Origin of the sequence: Pseudodesulfovibrio sediminis, from assembly GCF_020886695.1 — a bacterium.
Classification (GTDB): domain Bacteria; phylum Desulfobacterota; class Desulfovibrionia; order Desulfovibrionales; family Desulfovibrionaceae; genus Pseudodesulfovibrio; species Pseudodesulfovibrio sediminis.
On the sequence record NZ_AP024485.1, the window covers coordinates 2649876 to 2665652 of the forward strand.

Annotated in this window: 17 protein-coding genes; 3 read left to right on the forward strand and 14 right to left on the reverse strand. The window is 55.7% G+C overall.

Features of this window, described 5'->3' with window-relative positions; translation table 11 throughout:
- Positions 1 to 41: 41 nt before the first annotated feature.
- A complete protein-coding gene (waaF, locus tag SRBAKS_RS12665) occupies positions 42 to 1079 on the forward strand; it encodes a lipopolysaccharide heptosyltransferase II (protein WP_229591261.1) in 1038 nt (345 codons plus the stop codon).
- Between the two features lie 184 nt (positions 1080 to 1263).
- Here waaF and SRBAKS_RS12670 read toward each other — a convergent pair whose 3' ends face one another.
- The 13 genes from SRBAKS_RS12670 to SRBAKS_RS12730 all read right to left on the reverse strand — a co-directional run bounded on the left by SRBAKS_RS12670 (position 1264) and on the right by SRBAKS_RS12730 (position 13100).
- Complete coding sequence (locus tag SRBAKS_RS12670; protein WP_229591262.1) at positions 1264 to 1683, reverse strand: F0F1 ATP synthase subunit epsilon; 420 nt, start codon at positions 1681 to 1683, stop codon at positions 1264 to 1266.
- A gap of 12 nt (positions 1684 to 1695) precedes the next feature.
- Positions 1696 to 3093, reverse strand: a complete 1398-nt coding sequence (gene atpD / locus SRBAKS_RS12675) for a F0F1 ATP synthase subunit beta (RefSeq protein ID WP_229591263.1) — start codon at positions 3091 to 3093, stop codon at positions 1696 to 1698.
- A gap of 15 nt (positions 3094 to 3108) precedes the next feature.
- A complete protein-coding gene (locus tag SRBAKS_RS12680) occupies positions 3109 to 3987 on the reverse strand; it encodes a F0F1 ATP synthase subunit gamma (RefSeq protein ID WP_229591264.1) in 879 nt (292 codons plus the stop codon).
- Positions 3988 to 4001: 14 nt separating this feature from the next.
- Positions 4002 to 5510 (reverse strand): F0F1 ATP synthase subunit alpha, encoded by a 1509-nt coding sequence (atpA, locus tag SRBAKS_RS12685; RefSeq protein ID WP_229591265.1) that lies wholly within the window; start codon positions 5508 to 5510, stop codon positions 4002 to 4004.
- 4 nt (positions 5511 to 5514) lie between these two features.
- Positions 5515 to 6066 carry an ATP synthase F1 subunit delta gene (atpH, locus tag SRBAKS_RS12690; protein ID WP_229591266.1) on the reverse strand — a complete coding sequence of 184 codons (552 nt, stop codon included), beginning with the start codon at positions 6064 to 6066 and terminating at the stop codon, positions 5515 to 5517.
- The gene (locus SRBAKS_RS12695; protein ID WP_229591267.1) at positions 6063 to 6644 is read right to left on the reverse strand and encodes a F0F1 ATP synthase subunit B; all 582 of its coding nucleotides are present in this window, start codon (positions 6642 to 6644) and stop codon (positions 6063 to 6065) included. Before SRBAKS_RS12695 ends, atpH begins: the two co-directional genes overlap by 4 nt.
- An 18-nt stretch (positions 6645 to 6662) precedes the next feature.
- Positions 6663 to 7085 carry a F0F1 ATP synthase subunit B gene (locus SRBAKS_RS12700; protein WP_283816478.1) on the reverse strand — a complete coding sequence of 141 codons (423 nt, stop codon included), beginning with the start codon at positions 7083 to 7085 and terminating at the stop codon, positions 6663 to 6665.
- Positions 7086 to 7218: 133 nt separating this feature from the next.
- Positions 7219 to 7584, reverse strand: a complete 366-nt coding sequence (locus SRBAKS_RS12705; protein WP_229591269.1) for a bactofilin family protein — start codon at positions 7582 to 7584, stop codon at positions 7219 to 7221.
- Between the two features lie 55 nt (positions 7585 to 7639).
- The gene (gene rodA, locus SRBAKS_RS12710) at positions 7640 to 8752 is read right to left on the reverse strand and encodes a rod shape-determining protein RodA (RefSeq protein ID WP_229591270.1); all 1113 of its coding nucleotides are present in this window, start codon (positions 8750 to 8752) and stop codon (positions 7640 to 7642) included.
- Entirely contained in the window at positions 8742 to 10625 is a 1884-nt protein-coding gene (gene mrdA / locus SRBAKS_RS12715) for a penicillin-binding protein 2 (RefSeq protein ID WP_229591271.1), read from the reverse strand. Before mrdA ends, rodA begins: the two co-directional genes overlap by 11 nt.
- A complete protein-coding gene (locus tag SRBAKS_RS12720) occupies positions 10609 to 11094 on the reverse strand; it encodes a hypothetical protein (RefSeq protein ID WP_229591272.1) in 486 nt (161 codons plus the stop codon). The genes mrdA and SRBAKS_RS12720 overlap by 17 nt, the downstream gene beginning before the upstream one ends.
- Complete coding sequence (mreC, locus tag SRBAKS_RS12725; RefSeq protein ID WP_229591273.1) at positions 11078 to 11962, reverse strand: rod shape-determining protein MreC; 885 nt, start codon at positions 11960 to 11962, stop codon at positions 11078 to 11080. The genes SRBAKS_RS12720 and mreC overlap by 17 nt, the downstream gene beginning before the upstream one ends.
- A 94-nt stretch (positions 11963 to 12056) precedes the next feature.
- Positions 12057 to 13100, reverse strand: a complete 1044-nt coding sequence (locus tag SRBAKS_RS12730; protein WP_283816479.1) for a rod shape-determining protein — start codon at positions 13098 to 13100, stop codon at positions 12057 to 12059.
- A 207-nt stretch (positions 13101 to 13307) separates the two neighbouring features.
- On the opposite strand from SRBAKS_RS12730, the gene mnmL reads away from it, so the two are divergent.
- Together mnmL and SRBAKS_RS12740 are read left to right on the forward strand one after the other, a co-directional pair.
- The gene (gene mnmL / locus SRBAKS_RS12735; protein ID WP_229591274.1) at positions 13308 to 14270 is read left to right on the forward strand and encodes a tRNA modification radical SAM protein MnmL/YtqA; all 963 of its coding nucleotides are present in this window, start codon (positions 13308 to 13310) and stop codon (positions 14268 to 14270) included.
- 210 nt (positions 14271 to 14480) lie between these two features.
- Positions 14481 to 14753, forward strand: a complete 273-nt coding sequence (locus tag SRBAKS_RS12740) for a DUF4242 domain-containing protein (RefSeq protein WP_229591275.1) — start codon at positions 14481 to 14483, stop codon at positions 14751 to 14753.
- Between the two features lie 73 nt (positions 14754 to 14826).
- Here the strand turns inward: SRBAKS_RS12740 and SRBAKS_RS12745 are convergent, their stop codons facing one another.
- Positions 14827 to 15519 carry a substrate-binding periplasmic protein gene (locus tag SRBAKS_RS12745; protein WP_229591276.1) on the reverse strand — a complete coding sequence of 231 codons (693 nt, stop codon included), beginning with the start codon at positions 15517 to 15519 and terminating at the stop codon, positions 14827 to 14829.
- Positions 15520 to 15777: the final 258 nt, after the last annotated feature.

Below are 15777 nucleotides of genomic sequence, written 5' to 3' on the forward strand. Positions count from 1 at the left end.
GCTGTTGCCTGAAAATCCCAGACAGGATACACCTGACCTCAATGCAGGAATATACTAAAATTGCCATCTGGCAAACCGCGTTTTTGGGGGATGCCGTCCTGACCCTGCCGCTCGTACGTGCTGTGAAGGATCGTTACCCCGACGCTGAAATACATTTTTTTGTCCGAAGCGGTGTTGAATCCATTTTCGAAGGCCAGCCTGAGATTGCGCAGGTGCATCCCTTTGCCAAGCGTGGAAAGCAAAAATCCCTCAGCGCCGCTATACGCTTTGGCAGGGAGATCGGCCAGCAGGGCTTTGACTTGTGGATTTCCACCCATACCAGTCTACGCACGGCGTTGATCAGCAGGGCCACTGGGATACAGCGGCGTATAGGCTATTCCGCGCCGTGGTATAACCGGTTCGCCTACACCGAAACCGCTGATCGCCGCTTTACCGAACTGGCCGAGATCGAGCGGCTCATGCAGCTGCTGACACCGCTGGGCATCACTGGTCCGGCTCCCAAGGCAGCGCTGGTTGTGGCTGCGGAAGCCCAGGTGCAGGCGGAGACATTCTGGGCCGAATCAGCCTTTGATCGACCTGTTTTGGGGTTGCACCCAGGGTCGACCTGGCCGACCAAGTGTTGGCCTGTGGAATATTACAGTGAGATCGTGCGAACTGCCTCGGAGAATGGAGCACATGTCCTCATCTTTGCGGGTCCTGATGAACAGGAAGTCGCGCGCAAGGTGGAGCAGGGGGCCAATGCTGACCCGTCACATGTGACAAATCTGGCGGGCAAACTGAATCTGCCTGCGCTGGCAGCTTATCTCGGCAAACTTGACGCCTATCTCACCAATGATTCCGGTCCCATGCATCTTGCCTGGACACAGGATACGCCGTTGGTGGCGCTCTTTGGTCCCACAGTGGAAAAACTCGGGTTCTTTCCCCGCGGTGAGAACTCCACGGTCATGCAAATCGATCTGGAATGCCGTCCCTGTGGCCTGCATGGTCCGAAGAAATGCCCGAAAGAGCATTTCAAATGCATGAAGGAACTCACGCCGGACAGTGTCTGGCGGGTCTTGCGCAGCAAGCTCGGCCTGTAACAAGGTTCCCCTCTTCCCAACGCGCTCATTGAACGCACCGCCTTGCAGCTATCCTGCGGGGTACTTACTCACATCATACGGCGTCCCTGTACGCATGTCCCCGGTTGGTTCTTTCGACTCAACGTAAAAAGGGCAGGCTCATATGAGCCTGCCCTTTTATTTGTAGGGTGAGGATCAGAATCGACTAGCAGGTTCCTGCGGTCTTTCCGGAGGACTTGCAGTTGATACGCGAGACAGCTCGCTTCAATGCAGCCTGGTTCCGGGCAGCTTCGATCTTTTCCTTGGCTGTGGCAGCGCGCTGTTCGGCACGCTCCTTTGCCTTGGAGGCGCGGTCGTGATCGATCTCAGTGGCCATTTCAGCGACTTCAGCCAGGATGGTTACCTGATTGTTGCTGACTTCGGCGAATCCACCGGACACGAACACATAGTGCGTCTTGCCATTTTGATTATAATGAAGATTGCCAATTCCCAGAGCGGACAGGAAGGGAACGTGGCTCGGCAGGATACCGAATTCACCCATGATACCGGGTGCGCCAACGTATTCCACGTCCTCGGAAAGTACTTTCCGATCGGGAGTGACTATCTCAAGCTTCAATGTTGCCATGAATTACCTCGCTTACTGCTTGGCTTTTTCGATGGCTTCCTCGATACCGCCGCACATGTAGAAGGCCTGCTCAGGCAGGTCGTCGTACTTGCCGTCGAGAATGTCGCGGAAGGCCTGAACAGTGTCTTCAGTCTTAACGTACTTACCAGACACACCAGTGAAGACCTCAGCAACGTGGAACGGCTGGGACAGGAAACGCTGGACGCGACGTGCGCGAGCAACAGTGCTCTTGTCTTCGTCGGACAGCTCATCCATACCGAGGATGGCGATGATGTCCTGAAGGTCTTTGTACTTCTGCAGTACGGACTGGACTTCACGAGCGGTAGCGTAGTGCTCTTCACCGATGACATCGGGGGAGAGGATACGAGAGGTGGAGTCAAGCGGGTCAACAGCAGGGTAGATACCGAGCTCGGAGATGGCGCGAGACAGAACCAGAGTACCGTCAAGGTGAGCAAAGGTCGTTGCCGGTGCGGGGTCAGTCAAGTCATCAGCAGGGACGTAAACAGCCTGAACAGAGGTAATGGAACCCTTGTTGGTGGAGGTAATACGTTCCTGCAGACCACCGAGGTCAGTACCCAGAGTCGGCTGGTAACCAACTGCGGAAGGCATGCGGCCGAGAAGTGCGGAGACCTCTGCGCCAGCCTGGGTGAAGCGGAAGATGTTATCAACGAAGAGGAGCACGTCCTGGCCTTCTTCGTCACGGAAGTACTCAGCGCAGGTCAGTGCGGTCAGAGCAACACGAGCGCGGGCTCCCGGAGGCTCGTTCATCTGGCCGTAAACCAAGGCGGCTTTCTCGAGAACGCCGGCTTCTTTCATTTCGTAGTAGAGGTCGTTACCTTCACGGGTACGCTCACCAACACCAGCGAAGACGGAGATACCACCGTGCTGCTTGGCGATGTTGTTGATCATTTCCATCAGAATAACGGTCTTGCCAACGCCGGCGCCGCCGAAGAGGCCCATCTTGCCGCCTTTCGGGAACGGGATGAGCAGGTCAACGACCTTGATGCCGGTTTCGAGCAGTTCAACCTTGGTGGACTGATCGGTGAAAGCAGGAGCTTCACGGTGAATGGGGAGACGCTTTTCACAAGGAATCGGTCCCATTTCATCGGAGGGCTCACCAACAACGTTCATGATGCGGCCCAGAGAGCCGGAACCAACAGGAACGGAGATGGGCTGACCGAGATCGACTGCTTCCATGCCGCGGACGAGACCTTCGGTGGCGTCCATGGCGATGGTGCGAACAACGTTGTTACCCAGGTGCTGAGCGACTTCGCAGACGAGCAGCGGAGCGTCAACGTTGTTGGGATTTTTAATCTCCATCGCAGACAGAATGTTGGGAAGATTCCCTTCGGCAAATTCGACGTCGACAACGGCGCCAATTACCTGAACGATTTTACCAGTATTAGCCATTTTCATAGCCCCCTTTTATCCTTTCAGCGCTTCCACGCCGCCGACAATGTCCATAAGATCGCCAGTAATGGCGGCCTGCCTTGTCTTGTTGAAGAGCAAGGTCAGGGAATCCGTCAGTTCGTCACACGCCTTGGTGGCGTTGTCCATGGCAGCCATACGTGCAGCATGCTCGGAACAAGATGTGTCGAGCAGGCCACGATAGACCTGGACCTTGATGAACCGAGGCAGCAGCTCGGCCAGAAGGCCTTCAACTGACGGTTCGTATATGTAGTCTCCTGCGCCACCTTCAGCTGCTTCGGTCTCTTCTTCCTGGGCTGCCATGGGCAGAACCATGAGATCCTTAGCCGGCTGTTTGGCCATGGAAACGAATTCACCAAATACGACATGAACTTCGTCTAGCGCTCCGGAAATGTAGCCATCGATGAGCTCGTTACCGACGCTTGCCGCGAGGGTAAAATCGAAACTTCCCATGGCTTCGGTTTCGGCACGCACCATTTCGTATTCAGTCTTCTTAAAGGTATCGTAGGCTCTCTTGCCGATGCAGTACATCTTGACAGTCTTGCCTTCAGAAGCCTTCTTTTTGGCCAGTTTCAGGGCCATATTGATAATATTGATATTAAATGCGCCACAGAGGCCGCGATCTGAAGTGGTGACCATGATACCCACGGTCTTTACTTCGTCCCGGACTTCCAGCAGCGGATGTACCGATTCGTCAGCGCCGGCTGCCAAGTCTCCGAGCATCTCATAAAACTTGTCGGCATACGGGCGGAACCGTTCGATACGGTCCTGCGCGTTCCGCAGTTTTGCCGAGGCCACCATATTCATGGCCTTGGTGATCTGCTTGGTTTTCTTGACGCCAACAATCTGATTTTGGACGTCTCTTAACGATGCCATTCGTTACCCCTTAATTAAGCGCTGAAGCCTTTCTTGAACTCTTCGATAGCGGCCTTGAGGTCAGCTTCGACAGCGTCGTCAATCTTCTGCTTCTCAACGATGGAGTTGAGGACAGCGGATTTGGTGTTAGCCATGAATTCGTGGAACTCAGCCTCGAACTTCTGGACTGCTTCAACAGGAACGTCATCCAGGAAACCGCGAGTAGCGGCGAACAGGATGGAAACCTGCTGCTGAACGGTCTGAGGCTTGTACTGGCCCTGCTTCAGGACTTCAACCATACGTGCTCCACGAGCCAGCTTCTGCTGGGTAGCGGCGTCGAGGTCGGAACCGAAGGATGCGAATGCGGCGAGCTCGCGGTAGGTAGCGAGGTCGAGACGCAGAGTACCGGCAACCTGCTTCATGGCCTTGATCTGTGCGGAACCACCGACTCGGGAGACGGAGAGACCGACGTTGATGGCCGGGCGAACGCCGGACAGGAACAGGTTGGGCTCCAGGTAGATCTGACCGTCAGTAATGGAGATAACGTTGGTCGGAATAAATGCGGAGACGTCACCGGCCTGGGTTTCGATAACGGGCAGGGCGGTCAGAGAACCGGCACCGAGGCCATCGTTAACCTTGCAGGAACGTTCGAGCAGTCTGGAGTGAAGGTAGAAAACGTCACCAGGGAAAGCTTCACGGCCCGGAGGACGACGAAGCAGGAGGGACATTTCACGATAAGCAGTAGCCTGCTTGGAAAGGTCATCGTAGCAGATAAGGGCGTGCTTGCCGTTATCGCGGTAGTATTCAGCCATGGTTGCGCCGGTGTATGCAGCAATGAACTGCAGCGGTGCAGGCTCGGATGCGGTTGCGGAAACGATGGTGGTGTATTCCATTGCGCCGTGCTGACGGAGAATGTCGGCAACCAGAGCGACAGAAGCTTTCTTCTGACCGATAGCTACGTAGAAGCAGTGCACATCGGTGGTCTTCTGAGCCAGGATGGCGTCGACGCAGACAGCGGTCTTACCGGTCTGGCGGTCACCAATGACGAGCTCGCGCTGGCCGCGGCCAACAGGAGTCATGGCGTCAACAGCCTTGAGGCCGGTGTAGCAGGGCTCGTGAACGGACTTACGAGCGATGATACCGGGGGCCTTCATTTCGACCGGACGGGTCTCAGTGGATTCGATGGGGCCCAGACCGTCGATAGGCTGACCGAGGGGGTCAACAACGCGGCCCATGACGCCGTCGCCAACCGGGACGGAGTAAATGTTGCCGGTACGCTTGACCGGGTCACCTTCTTTAACACCGGTATCAGAACCCAGAAGGGCGACACCAACGTTATCTTCTTCCAGGTTGAGCACCATGCCCATCAGGCCGCCGGGGAATTCCAGCAGCTCCATGGCCATGACGTTCTCAACGCCGTGAACACGAGCAATACCGTCACCAACGTAGAGGACGGTACCGGTCTCGCTCATTTCAACACGAGACTCATAATTCTGAATCTGGTCCTGAATGATTTTGCTGATTTCTTCTGCTTTGATCTGCATTGCCCTACTCACCCCTTTTAATATTTTCTTTCAAAATCTGCAGCTGAGCCTTGAGGCTGGCATCCATAACCTTGTCCCCCACCTTGAGGACAATACCGCCAAGGATTTCCTTGTCGGTAGCGAAAGACAGTTCCAGCTTTTTGCCGGCCTGCTTTTCGAGATTGGCTTGGATTGCGGATTTTCTTTCCTCGTTGAGTTCGCTCACCGTGATGAGCTCACCAGCGATGACACCGGAGACAGCGTCAATCATTGCCTTATAGTCAGAAGCGATGGCAGGGAGCATCTCGATGCGGCTTTTGTCAGCCAGCAATCCACAGAAGTTCTTGACCATCGGGTCTACCGAAACTTTATCGATCAGCTGATTCAGGACCGCTTTCTTCTCATCGACATTGAATGCCGGATTTTTGAAGAACGCGGCGGCCTCGGGTGCATCTTCAATGGATGCACCGATGGCGACCAGCTGCTCACCGTATTTCGCCTGTTCTGCTTCGCCCTTGGCAGCGCCAACGGCAAACAGAGCTTTAGCGTAACGGCGGGAAACTACGTTACCAATCAATTGAGCACCACCTTCGTTAAATAGTCATCCACGAGTTTGTCGTGGTCTTCGGCGCTCAGCTTCTCGGCAACGATCTTCTCGGCTGCCTCAATAACCATGTCGGCCATTTCGCCGCGGATGGTTGCGATGGCTGCTGCGGCTTCGTTGGAAGCGGTGCGCTTTGCCTGTTCAGTCAGCGCGGCGGCATCTCTCTTGCCTTTCTCGATGAGCGCGGCTTTCAGGACTTCGCCCTGCGCTTTGGCGTCTTCAAGTATCTGAGCTTTTTCGGCAGCCATGTTGGCGATGCTGGATTCCACTTCCTTGAGCTTCTTCTCAGCTTCTGCCTGGCGGGCCTGCAGATCATCAAGCTCCTGCTTGATGCCATCACGACGGCCAACGAAAAATGCTTTGATCTTGGATCCGGCCGCCCAGTACAGGACACCGAGGAAGATAGCGAAGTTGCCTAAGCGGAAAGCATAGTCTTTCAGCTTCTCTGCCGTGAAAAGTTCGTGGGTGCCTTCTGCCGTGTTAGCAAATGCTACAGAGGAGACAGCCAGTGCGGCGATGAGTACCGCAAAAAACACATTAAACCGTTTCAAGATGAAACCCTCCTCTCTCTAAGCCTGACCCAGGATCTTGCCTGTAGCCTGCTCAGCGAATTTGTCCACATCCTTAGTCAGCTGGTCCATGGCGCCTTTGACCTGAGACTTAATCTCGGTACGTGCGGCCTGAATGGTGCTGGAAGCCTCTTTGCCTGCTTCGGCCAGCAGCGCCTGCTCTTCAGCAGTGCCTGCATCCTTGGCAGCGTTGCGGATTGCTCCGGCTTCCTTGCGCGCGCTGGTCAGAGCGGCCTCATAGTCGACCACTTTTTGTTCGGCGCTTGCGTTGAAGCCTTCGATTTTTTCCAGCTGTCCATCCATCAACCCCTTGCGTTTACTGATGATCTGGCGAATAGGATCGATGAGAATCTTATTCAGCAAGAAGATCATAACCAAGAAGTTGACACCTTGGATTAGAATTGTTGAATCAGGTATAACCATACCGTATGCCCCCGATGAGGTTGTGAATTTTAGCGCAAAGTCACTGGGAAGTACCCAATTTCAAAGACTGTGTCAAAGGCTTTTTGCCTCTGCACCGCTTGAATTTATGGGTCCCGTGACCAATCTGCGACTCTTAGGAATCCTCTTCCGGCTTTTCCGTGGAAACAGTACCCGTGCTACCCATGTTGAGTTGGCCTTGGAGAACTGCACCTTCTTCGACTACCAGGACGGGCGTCCTGATATTCCCATGCAAATTGGCAGTCTTGTGCAGGACTACCTTGTTCTTTGCCTCGACTTCGCCCTTGATGCTCCCGGAAAGGACGAGCTGACCTACTTTGATCTGGCCTTCCACAGTTGCCTCCTGGCCTATGACCAGCGTTCCTTCGGACACCACCTCACCCTTGAAGTTGCCATCTATGCGCACTGCGCCTTGAAAGTGCAACTTACCGTGATAATTGGTTCCGGCCCCCAAAAACGCATTGATCTCATCTCTCGCCATGGAAAAGCACTCCTGCTCACATCAGATTGTAATAACAGGACTTGTTCTGCAGTGGCTACGCCTGTTTAAACAGGAATCGTCGCATTGACACATTTAGCACAAGCCCGACGAGGCAAAAATTTACCAGAGTAGCACTTCCCCCGTAGCTGATGAACGGGAGAGGGATGCCAACTACTGGCATCAGCCCGAGGACCATACCCGTATTTATAAGGATTTGCCAGAAGAAATAGAAGAACACTCCTGCCGCAAGATAGGAACCGAAAAGGCCGCGAGCGTCACGAGCTATCACTAGCATTTGATAGAGAAAAATACAGAAAAGAGAGAGCAGAATCATCGTTCCGACAAAGCCCCATTCCTCTCCGAAAACCGCGACGGCAAAGTCTGTGTGACGTTCAGGTAAAAATCGTAACTGTGACTGTGTGCCCTGCAGAAAACCTTTGCCCCAGAAGCCGCCTGACCCGATGGCGATTTCCGACTGGATGATATGATATCCGGCCCCCAGCGGATCGGTGGTCGGGTCCAGAAAGGTCATGATGCGTTGTTTCTGGTAGTCGTGCAAAAAGAACCAGGACAGGGGCAGCAGGGCCGGGATGGCCACCAGGGCGGTCTTGAACACGCGCGGGGTGACGCCGCGGAACAGGATCATGCCGCCGAGGATCATGATGATGGACAGGCCGGAACCCAGGTCGGGCTGTTTGATGATCAACCCGGCCAGGATGAGGCCCACGCCCAGGACATACCCCAGGCGAATGAAGTCAAGCGGTTCCCTTTCCTTGGATAATATGCGGGCACCCACAAGGAGGACGGCGATTTTCGCCATCTCCGATGGTTGGAAGTTCATGAAGCCGAGATCAAGCCAGCGCCGCGCGCCGTATATGGTTTTACCCACCAGAAAAACCGCGATGAGAAAACAGACCGTGGTCCAGAACATGGGCCAAGCCAATGTTTTCAAGTGGCGGTAGTCAAAGAACATGAACAGGACCATGGCGAACACACCCATGAATCCCCACAGGAGCTGGCGGTGATAGTAGGGGGCCATGTTCATGCCTTCCTCCAGCCGGGTGCCGCTGGCGGAATAGAGATTCAGTACACCCATGAGGAAGAGTATGAGAGCCAGGCCGAACAGGGGCCAGTTGATGTAGAGCAGTAACCTGCGATCAATTGGCATTGGTTTTCACCTTCTTTTTCTTTGGCTTGTATGAGAGTGCGCGGGCGGCGCGCGCCTTGGCCTTGCGTTCCTCGGGCTTGGGTGTGACCTTGCCGTAGAAGAGATAATCGATAACCGCCTTGACGATCGGCCCTGCGCCGGACCCGCCATGCAGACCGTGCTCGACCAGTACGGCGATGGCGAACCGTCGGCCGTCCTTTTCGGCAATGGCTGCCATCCAGGCGTGATCACGGAACCTGTAGGGGATCTGATCGTCTTTGAGTTTCTTGAGCTCGTCGGTCAGTCGGACAACCTGGGCCGTACCGGTCTTGCCACCCACCACGACATCCTTGGTGCGGATGCGGCGACAGGTGCCATGGTCGTCCTGGACCGTCTGAATCAGCGCTCTTTTGATGAGTCCGAGCTGGTATGGTTTCAGCGGAATCTCGGCCTGCACAACGGTCTTTTCATCCTTGAGCAGAAGCGGCTTGAGCAGCTTGCCGCCATTGAGCACGCCGCCAAAGAAGCGCACGACCTGCAGGGGGGTGACCAGTGTGAAGCCCTGACCAATGGCCATGTTCAGGTTGTCGCCACCCTGCCAACTCTCGCCGAACCGTTTACGTTTCCATTCGCGGGTGGGGATGTTTCCCGACTTTTCATGGGGCAGGCGGATGCCTGTTTTCTGGCCGAAGCCCACGGCCTTGGCGAATTCGCTCATGCGGTCCACGGTGAGCTTCTTGCCCATCTTGTAGAAATAGACGTCACAGGATTGGACCAGAGCCTTCTCCAGATTGACCTTGCCGTGGCCGCCCCTGCGCCAGCAGCGGAAGATGCTGCGTCCCAGCTTGATCGCTCCCCCGCAGTGGACGGTTTCATTGGGATCAAGCATGCCGTAGTGCAGTCCGGCCCCGGCCACGACGTGCTTGAAGATGGACCCCGGAGGATACACGGACTGGATGACCCTGTTCTGCATGGGGTGCAGGGGGTTGTCCCGGAGTGCGGCCCATTGTTCCGGGGTCAGGCCCGAGGAAAAATCATTGGAGTTGTATGACGGTGCAGTGGCCAGGGCCCAGAGCTGGCCCGTGTCGGCATCCATGACGGCGACACCGCCCGCTTCTTCGGACAGCCAGTCCATGGCGAGTTTTTGCAATCCGAGGTCAAGGGAGAGAGATATCTCATGCCCGGCACGAGGGTGCTTGATGATGCGCTCCTGCAAGCGCCGTCCGGTGACATCGACCTCATATTGCATGCGACCCTTGATGCCGCGCATGCGGTCTTCAAGCATGTATTCAATGCCCTGTTTGCCGACATTGTCGCCCAGTGCCAGTTCAGGCTGTTTGCCCATCTCTTCTTCGTTGGCCTCGGCCACATAGCCGAGTACATGGGCGAACAGAGTGCCGTACCGGTACAGTCGGCGAGGACGGAACTGGATTTCCAGACCGGGCCAGCGGACCTTGTTGGTGTCGATGAGTGCGAGTTGATTGTAGGTCAGGTCAGGGATGACGATCAGCGGCTCGAACGGCTTCACTCGTTTCTTGTTCTTGTTGTACAGCGTCTTGAGGGCGAAATAATCCTTGCCGGTCCACATGGCGATCTGGTGAATGAGCCTGTCGATGTCCGGGCAGTCCTCGCGGATGATGCTGAGCGCATAGGCGGGTTCGTTCACGGCCAGGAGTTCGCCGTTGCGGTCGCGGATCAGGCCGCGAGGTGAAAATATGGATTCCTGACGAAGCTGGTTGTCGCGGGCCTTGAGCGCGTACTCTTCACCCTTGTGGATCTGGAGGTACCACAGGCGTATGGCAAACAGACAGAACAGACCGAGAATGAGCGCCTGGAGCAGGAGCAGACCTGACCTGGGTGGCTGCTGGTCGGTTTCGCTATAAAGATCTGACATCCTGCCTCAGTCTTGTTGGATAGAAGTAGTCGATCACCAGCCAGATGATCGGGAACGTGATGGCCTGGAGGCCTCCTTCGATAAGCACCGGCTTCATGAGGATGGTCAGGTCGGCCAGGCTGGCCATGGCGTAGATCAGGAACGGGTGCAGGACGCCCAGTGCCAGCCCGAGCAGTCCCATGAAGAGAAAGGACCTCGACTCGAAGAGCCACTGCCCGGCGAGGTAAAAGCCGATGAGCAGGCTGTACTCGGCCAGTCCGTAGCCAAAGGGGAGGTTGCCGGTTCCCTCTATGAGCAGCATCCATATGGCGGCCAGCCACAGTGTGCGGGTTCCTCCTTCCTTTTGCAGGCAGAGGATGATGCCGGGCGCAAAGAAGTCCATGCCGGGAAAAGTGCGGTGTCCCCAGACGCCGAAAATGGTATAGGTCCCCCACCAGAGCAGGGACAGGGCTTTATTGGTCGGAGGCACCGGTGTCGCCCTCCTCGTCTGCAGGAGTTGCATCCGTCAGCGGCAGCTCCTCGGGTTGACGGCTCAGAAGCAGGACTTCCTCAAGCTTGGCCACGTCCACCAGCGGCTCGGCCAGCACGGTGAGGAACAGGGAAATGTCGGAGCGTTGGACTTTGGTCACACGGGCCACGGGCAATCCCTTGGGGAAGATGCCGGACAGGCCGGATGTGAGCAGAAGCTCGCCAGGATCGATCTTGGCGTTCTGGTTGATGTAGCGGAGTCTGAGAGACTGGCCGTATCCCTGACCGGAGAGCATGCCCGGAGAGCGATGGGTGTCGCCGATGACGGCGATGCGGCTGTTGGTGTCGGTCAGGAGAAGGACGGTCGAGGTGCCCACGCCGGTACGCCATATGCGGCCTACCACGCCGTCAAGAGCGGTGACGGGCATGTCGTCCGCAATGCCTTGCGCGCTCCCCTTGTCCACGGTGATGGTGGCCAGTGCGCTGGCCGGCCCCATACGGTGGCCGATGACGCGCGTACCGGAAAACATCCATTGTTCGGGAGCGGTGAACCCCAGGATTTTTTCCAGCCGTCCGGCACTCTCGGCCTGGGCTTTCATGAGCAGGTTGGCCTTTCTGCACATGGCGGCTTCTTCTTTGAGAGCATCGTTTTCCTGCTTGAGGCCCACCAGATAGATGTAGCGTTCCCAGAATCCCACGACATTGTCCTTGACCCAGATGCCAGGCCGCAGGATGACGCCGGAGATATCCAGCCCCGTGTAGGTGGACAGGGCGTCGAGGTGTCCGGTGCGCAGGTTCCAGGTGTGCAGGGAAAGGTACACAAATAGACCTGCCACGATGATGATGGCTATTTTTTTTGGTCCGGTCATGTATTTCTACCTTTCAACTTATGAAAGCGCACGATTGCTGCTGTGGTGCAACCGTGCGCTTGTTGATAACCAGTGTGTGGTCATATCGACCCGGCTAGTCCGTGGTGATATCCTTGTACAGGTCAATATTGTCGAGCGCCTTGCCCGAGCCGAGGACAACCGCTGTGAGCGGGTCTTCAACCACGGTGATGGGCAATTGGGTCTCATGCTGCAACAGCTGATCAAGCCCCTTGAGGAGCGCGCCGCCGCCGGTGAGGACGATGCCTCGGTCAACGATGTCGGCCGCCAGCTCGGGCGGTGTCTGTTCCAGCGCGATGCGGACGCCCTGAACGATGCCTTCCACCTGCTCACTGATGGCCTCGCGGACCTCTTCGGCGGTGATGGGGCGGTTCTGGGGAATACCAGTGACCAGGTCACGACCCTTGACTTCCATGATCGGCTCTTCGTCACCCAGAGGGTAGGCGGACCCGATGTTGATCTTGATCTGTTCCGATGTGGATTCACCGATGAGCATGTTGTACTTGCGTTTGACGTGCTGCATGATCGCCTCGTCCATCTTGTCGCCGCCGATCCGGACGGAACGGGCGTAGACAATACCGGACAGGGAGATGACGGCGATCTCGGTGGTGCCGCCGCCGATGTCCACTATCATGTTCGAGGTCGGTTCAGTGATGGGCAGGTTGGCCCCGATGGCTGCGGCCATGGGTTCCTCGATGAGGTAGACCTCACGAGCACCGGCACTCTGTGCCGATTCCCTGACAGCGCGTTTTTCGACCTGCGTAATGCCCGTGGGCACACAGATCATGATTCGGGGACGGACAAGCCGTCTGGAGTTGTGGACTTTGGAAATAAAGTGGCGAAGCATGGCTTCCGTGACTTCGAAGTCGGCGATGACGCCGTCCTTCATGGGTCTGATGGCAACGATGTTGCCGGGCGTACGGCCGAGCATCTTCTTTGCTTCGGCGCCGACTGCCAGCACGGCCTTGCCACCGCGCGAGTCTTTTTTTACAGCCACGACCGACGGTTCACTCAGCATGACGCCCTTGCCTTTGACATAGACCAGCGTGTTCGCTGTGCCCAGGTCAATGGCAAGATCACTGGAAAAAGAGCCGATGATTCTGTTGAGCAGGCTACCCATGTATCCCCCGTTCAATACGGTGCTAATGTAAGATTTCTTATTCGACAGCGTTCTTCCCAAGTGAGGGCAAGTACGCTAGTTTGTATTTTCAACTGAAGATTCGTACCAAATGTAACCCGCTCTAGCAACAGACCATTGAAGGTTTGAGCAGTTTTTCTCAACTTTTTCTAAAAAAACATGTATCGCACCTTTGGACTTTCCTCATATATGCGTCAACGGTTTGGTCAGCGCGTCCAGAAAATCCCGCTGGACGGGGGCTTTTCCTGTCCGAACAGGGATGGCACCATTTCCCGCGAGGGGTGCGTCTTCTGCAACCCCATGGGCTCAGGTTCAGGCATGGCGGATCGCGGTCTTTCGCTGGAGGAGCAGTGGCGGTTTTGGCGCAATCACCACTATGAGCACCACGGGCTGGAACTGTTTGCCGCCTATCTTCAATCCTACTCCAACACGCACGGCCCCCTCGACAAGCTCGCTTCGATTCTGGAGAAGCTCGCCGGACTCCCCGGGTTGACCGCGTTGTCGTTGGGCACGCGCCCCGATTGTCTGGATGATGCCAAGCTCGATCTGCTGGCCGCCCAGCAGGAACGCCTTGGACTCGGCGAGATTTTCCTTGAGCTGGGGTTGCAGTCCGCCTGCGACGTCACTCTCGATCATATCAACCGTGGACATGATGCCGAGGCCTTTGCCGTGGCCACCCACGCGGCTGCGCAGCGCGGGCTGACCGTGGTGGCCCACATCATCGGGGGCCTGCCCAGGCCGGGCGGTCGCGAAGGACTGACCGAGATGGTCGATTCCGTGAGGTTCATCAACTCCCTGCCCGTTCGGGGGGTCAAGTTTCACAATCTGTATGTGGCTCGCGGCACACGGCTTGCCAAATGGTATGAGAGCGGAGCCTATGTCCCCCCCTCCCAGGACGAGTATCTCATGTGGCTGGCCGAGGCTGTCATGCATCTTGATCCGAAGATCGTTGTACATCGCCTCAACGGCAACCCTGCCAAGGGGGAACTGCTGGCCCCGGACTGGGCGGCCAATATGCGGGGCCTGCACAACGCGGTGCGCGGGTATTTCAAACGGCATGACATCTGGCAGGGACGGAAGAACGGTGCCGAAGAAGGGCCGTCCGCGTGGTTTGATCCGGCGTATGACAGGACCGCTTCAGACGAATCCTGATTCTGTTTTTCTGAGATATTTCAAGACAATTTTTTTTCTTTGTAGTAGGAAAAAAAGCAATAACCATCGCAGTGTTTATTACCAGCGGTTATTGTCTGGACGTTAAGCGGGCATCGGGTCCGTGTTCATGGCTGACCGTCCGACTCATGCAACGTTGATATTCCACTATCTAAGAAAGACATCTTGCGTTCTTCCGAAGGAGATATGACCATGCCGAAATATGTTATCGAGAGAGAAATTCCCGGTGCAGGGAACCTGACTGCTGAAGAATTGCAGGGTATATCCAAGCATTCCTGTGGCGTATTGCAGGATCTTGGCCCCCAGGTTCAATGGGTCCAGTCCTATGTGACCGACGACAAGATCTACTGCGTCTACATTGCCCCCGATGAAGCCGCGGTGCGTGAACATGCCGAAAAAGGCGGTTTCCCTGCCAATTCGGTAGCCGAAGTCAGGACCATTATTGATCCGACAACGGCTGAATAACAGTCGAAAGACGACGAAGTAAAAACCCCCGGCGCAATGGCGTCGGGGGTTTTTGTCTCGTACGCGGCGCATGTCACTGTTTGTTTAAAATGGTTTCGAGACTTCCGTCGGTGCGCATGGCTTCCAGTGCGCGATTGATGTCGTCCAGGTGCTGTACCAGAGGCGATTTTCGAGACAGGCCGATATGCCAGTAATAGCTGGAAACCGCCCTCTGGGTCGGGCGTATGTCTTTGGACCAACGCGGGTGCCTGTCCAAAAGCGGTCCGGCCACGGTCTCGTCTTCGACAATGATATCGACGCGCCCGGCATGCAGCATGCTGAAATTCAACTCGGAATCCTTGGCGTATCTGACAGGGATGTTGTGGTGGCGAATGGTTTTGAGGAGCCTCTCACTGTATGTATATCCTCGTACCAGTCCAATGGATAAATCCTTTAAATCATCAAGGGTGTTCCACCGGAAATTACCCAGTCGGTCAGGCCGATAGTATATTAGATCACTGTTTTCCACGACAGGATCACTGTAGGTCAAAAAAGCTGCTCGCTCTGTGTTTTTCATCAGCAGGGGAATGCCGTCACATTCTCCATGTTTCGCACAGTACAAAGCCCGTGCCCAGGGGACAAGCCTGATTTCATATCGTATCCCAAGCCGGCCAAAGAGTTCATCAAAGATTTCTTTTGTGATGCCCCGTTTGCAGATGCCGTCCTCTTCGCTGAATATATATGGGGGGATTGGCTCATCCATGAATATGTACGTGTCTTTATCCATGGCATGGCCTGGTGCAGGCATCAGGCAACAGAAAGCTGAAAGCACGATGCAAAGAACGGCTGTTGCAAGATTCTGTTGACGCACAAAAGACATTGTCCCTCCCTGGCAAGGTTTATCAGTATTCCGTTGGACGGAATTGGTACTGTCGGACATTTCTCTTCAAGCACATACTCATGACAAGGTCGGAGTCCTCAACCTGTAGCATGTTTTTTCAGTTTTAGACAGTATGGCAGACAACATGAGCAGGCCCGTGAAATC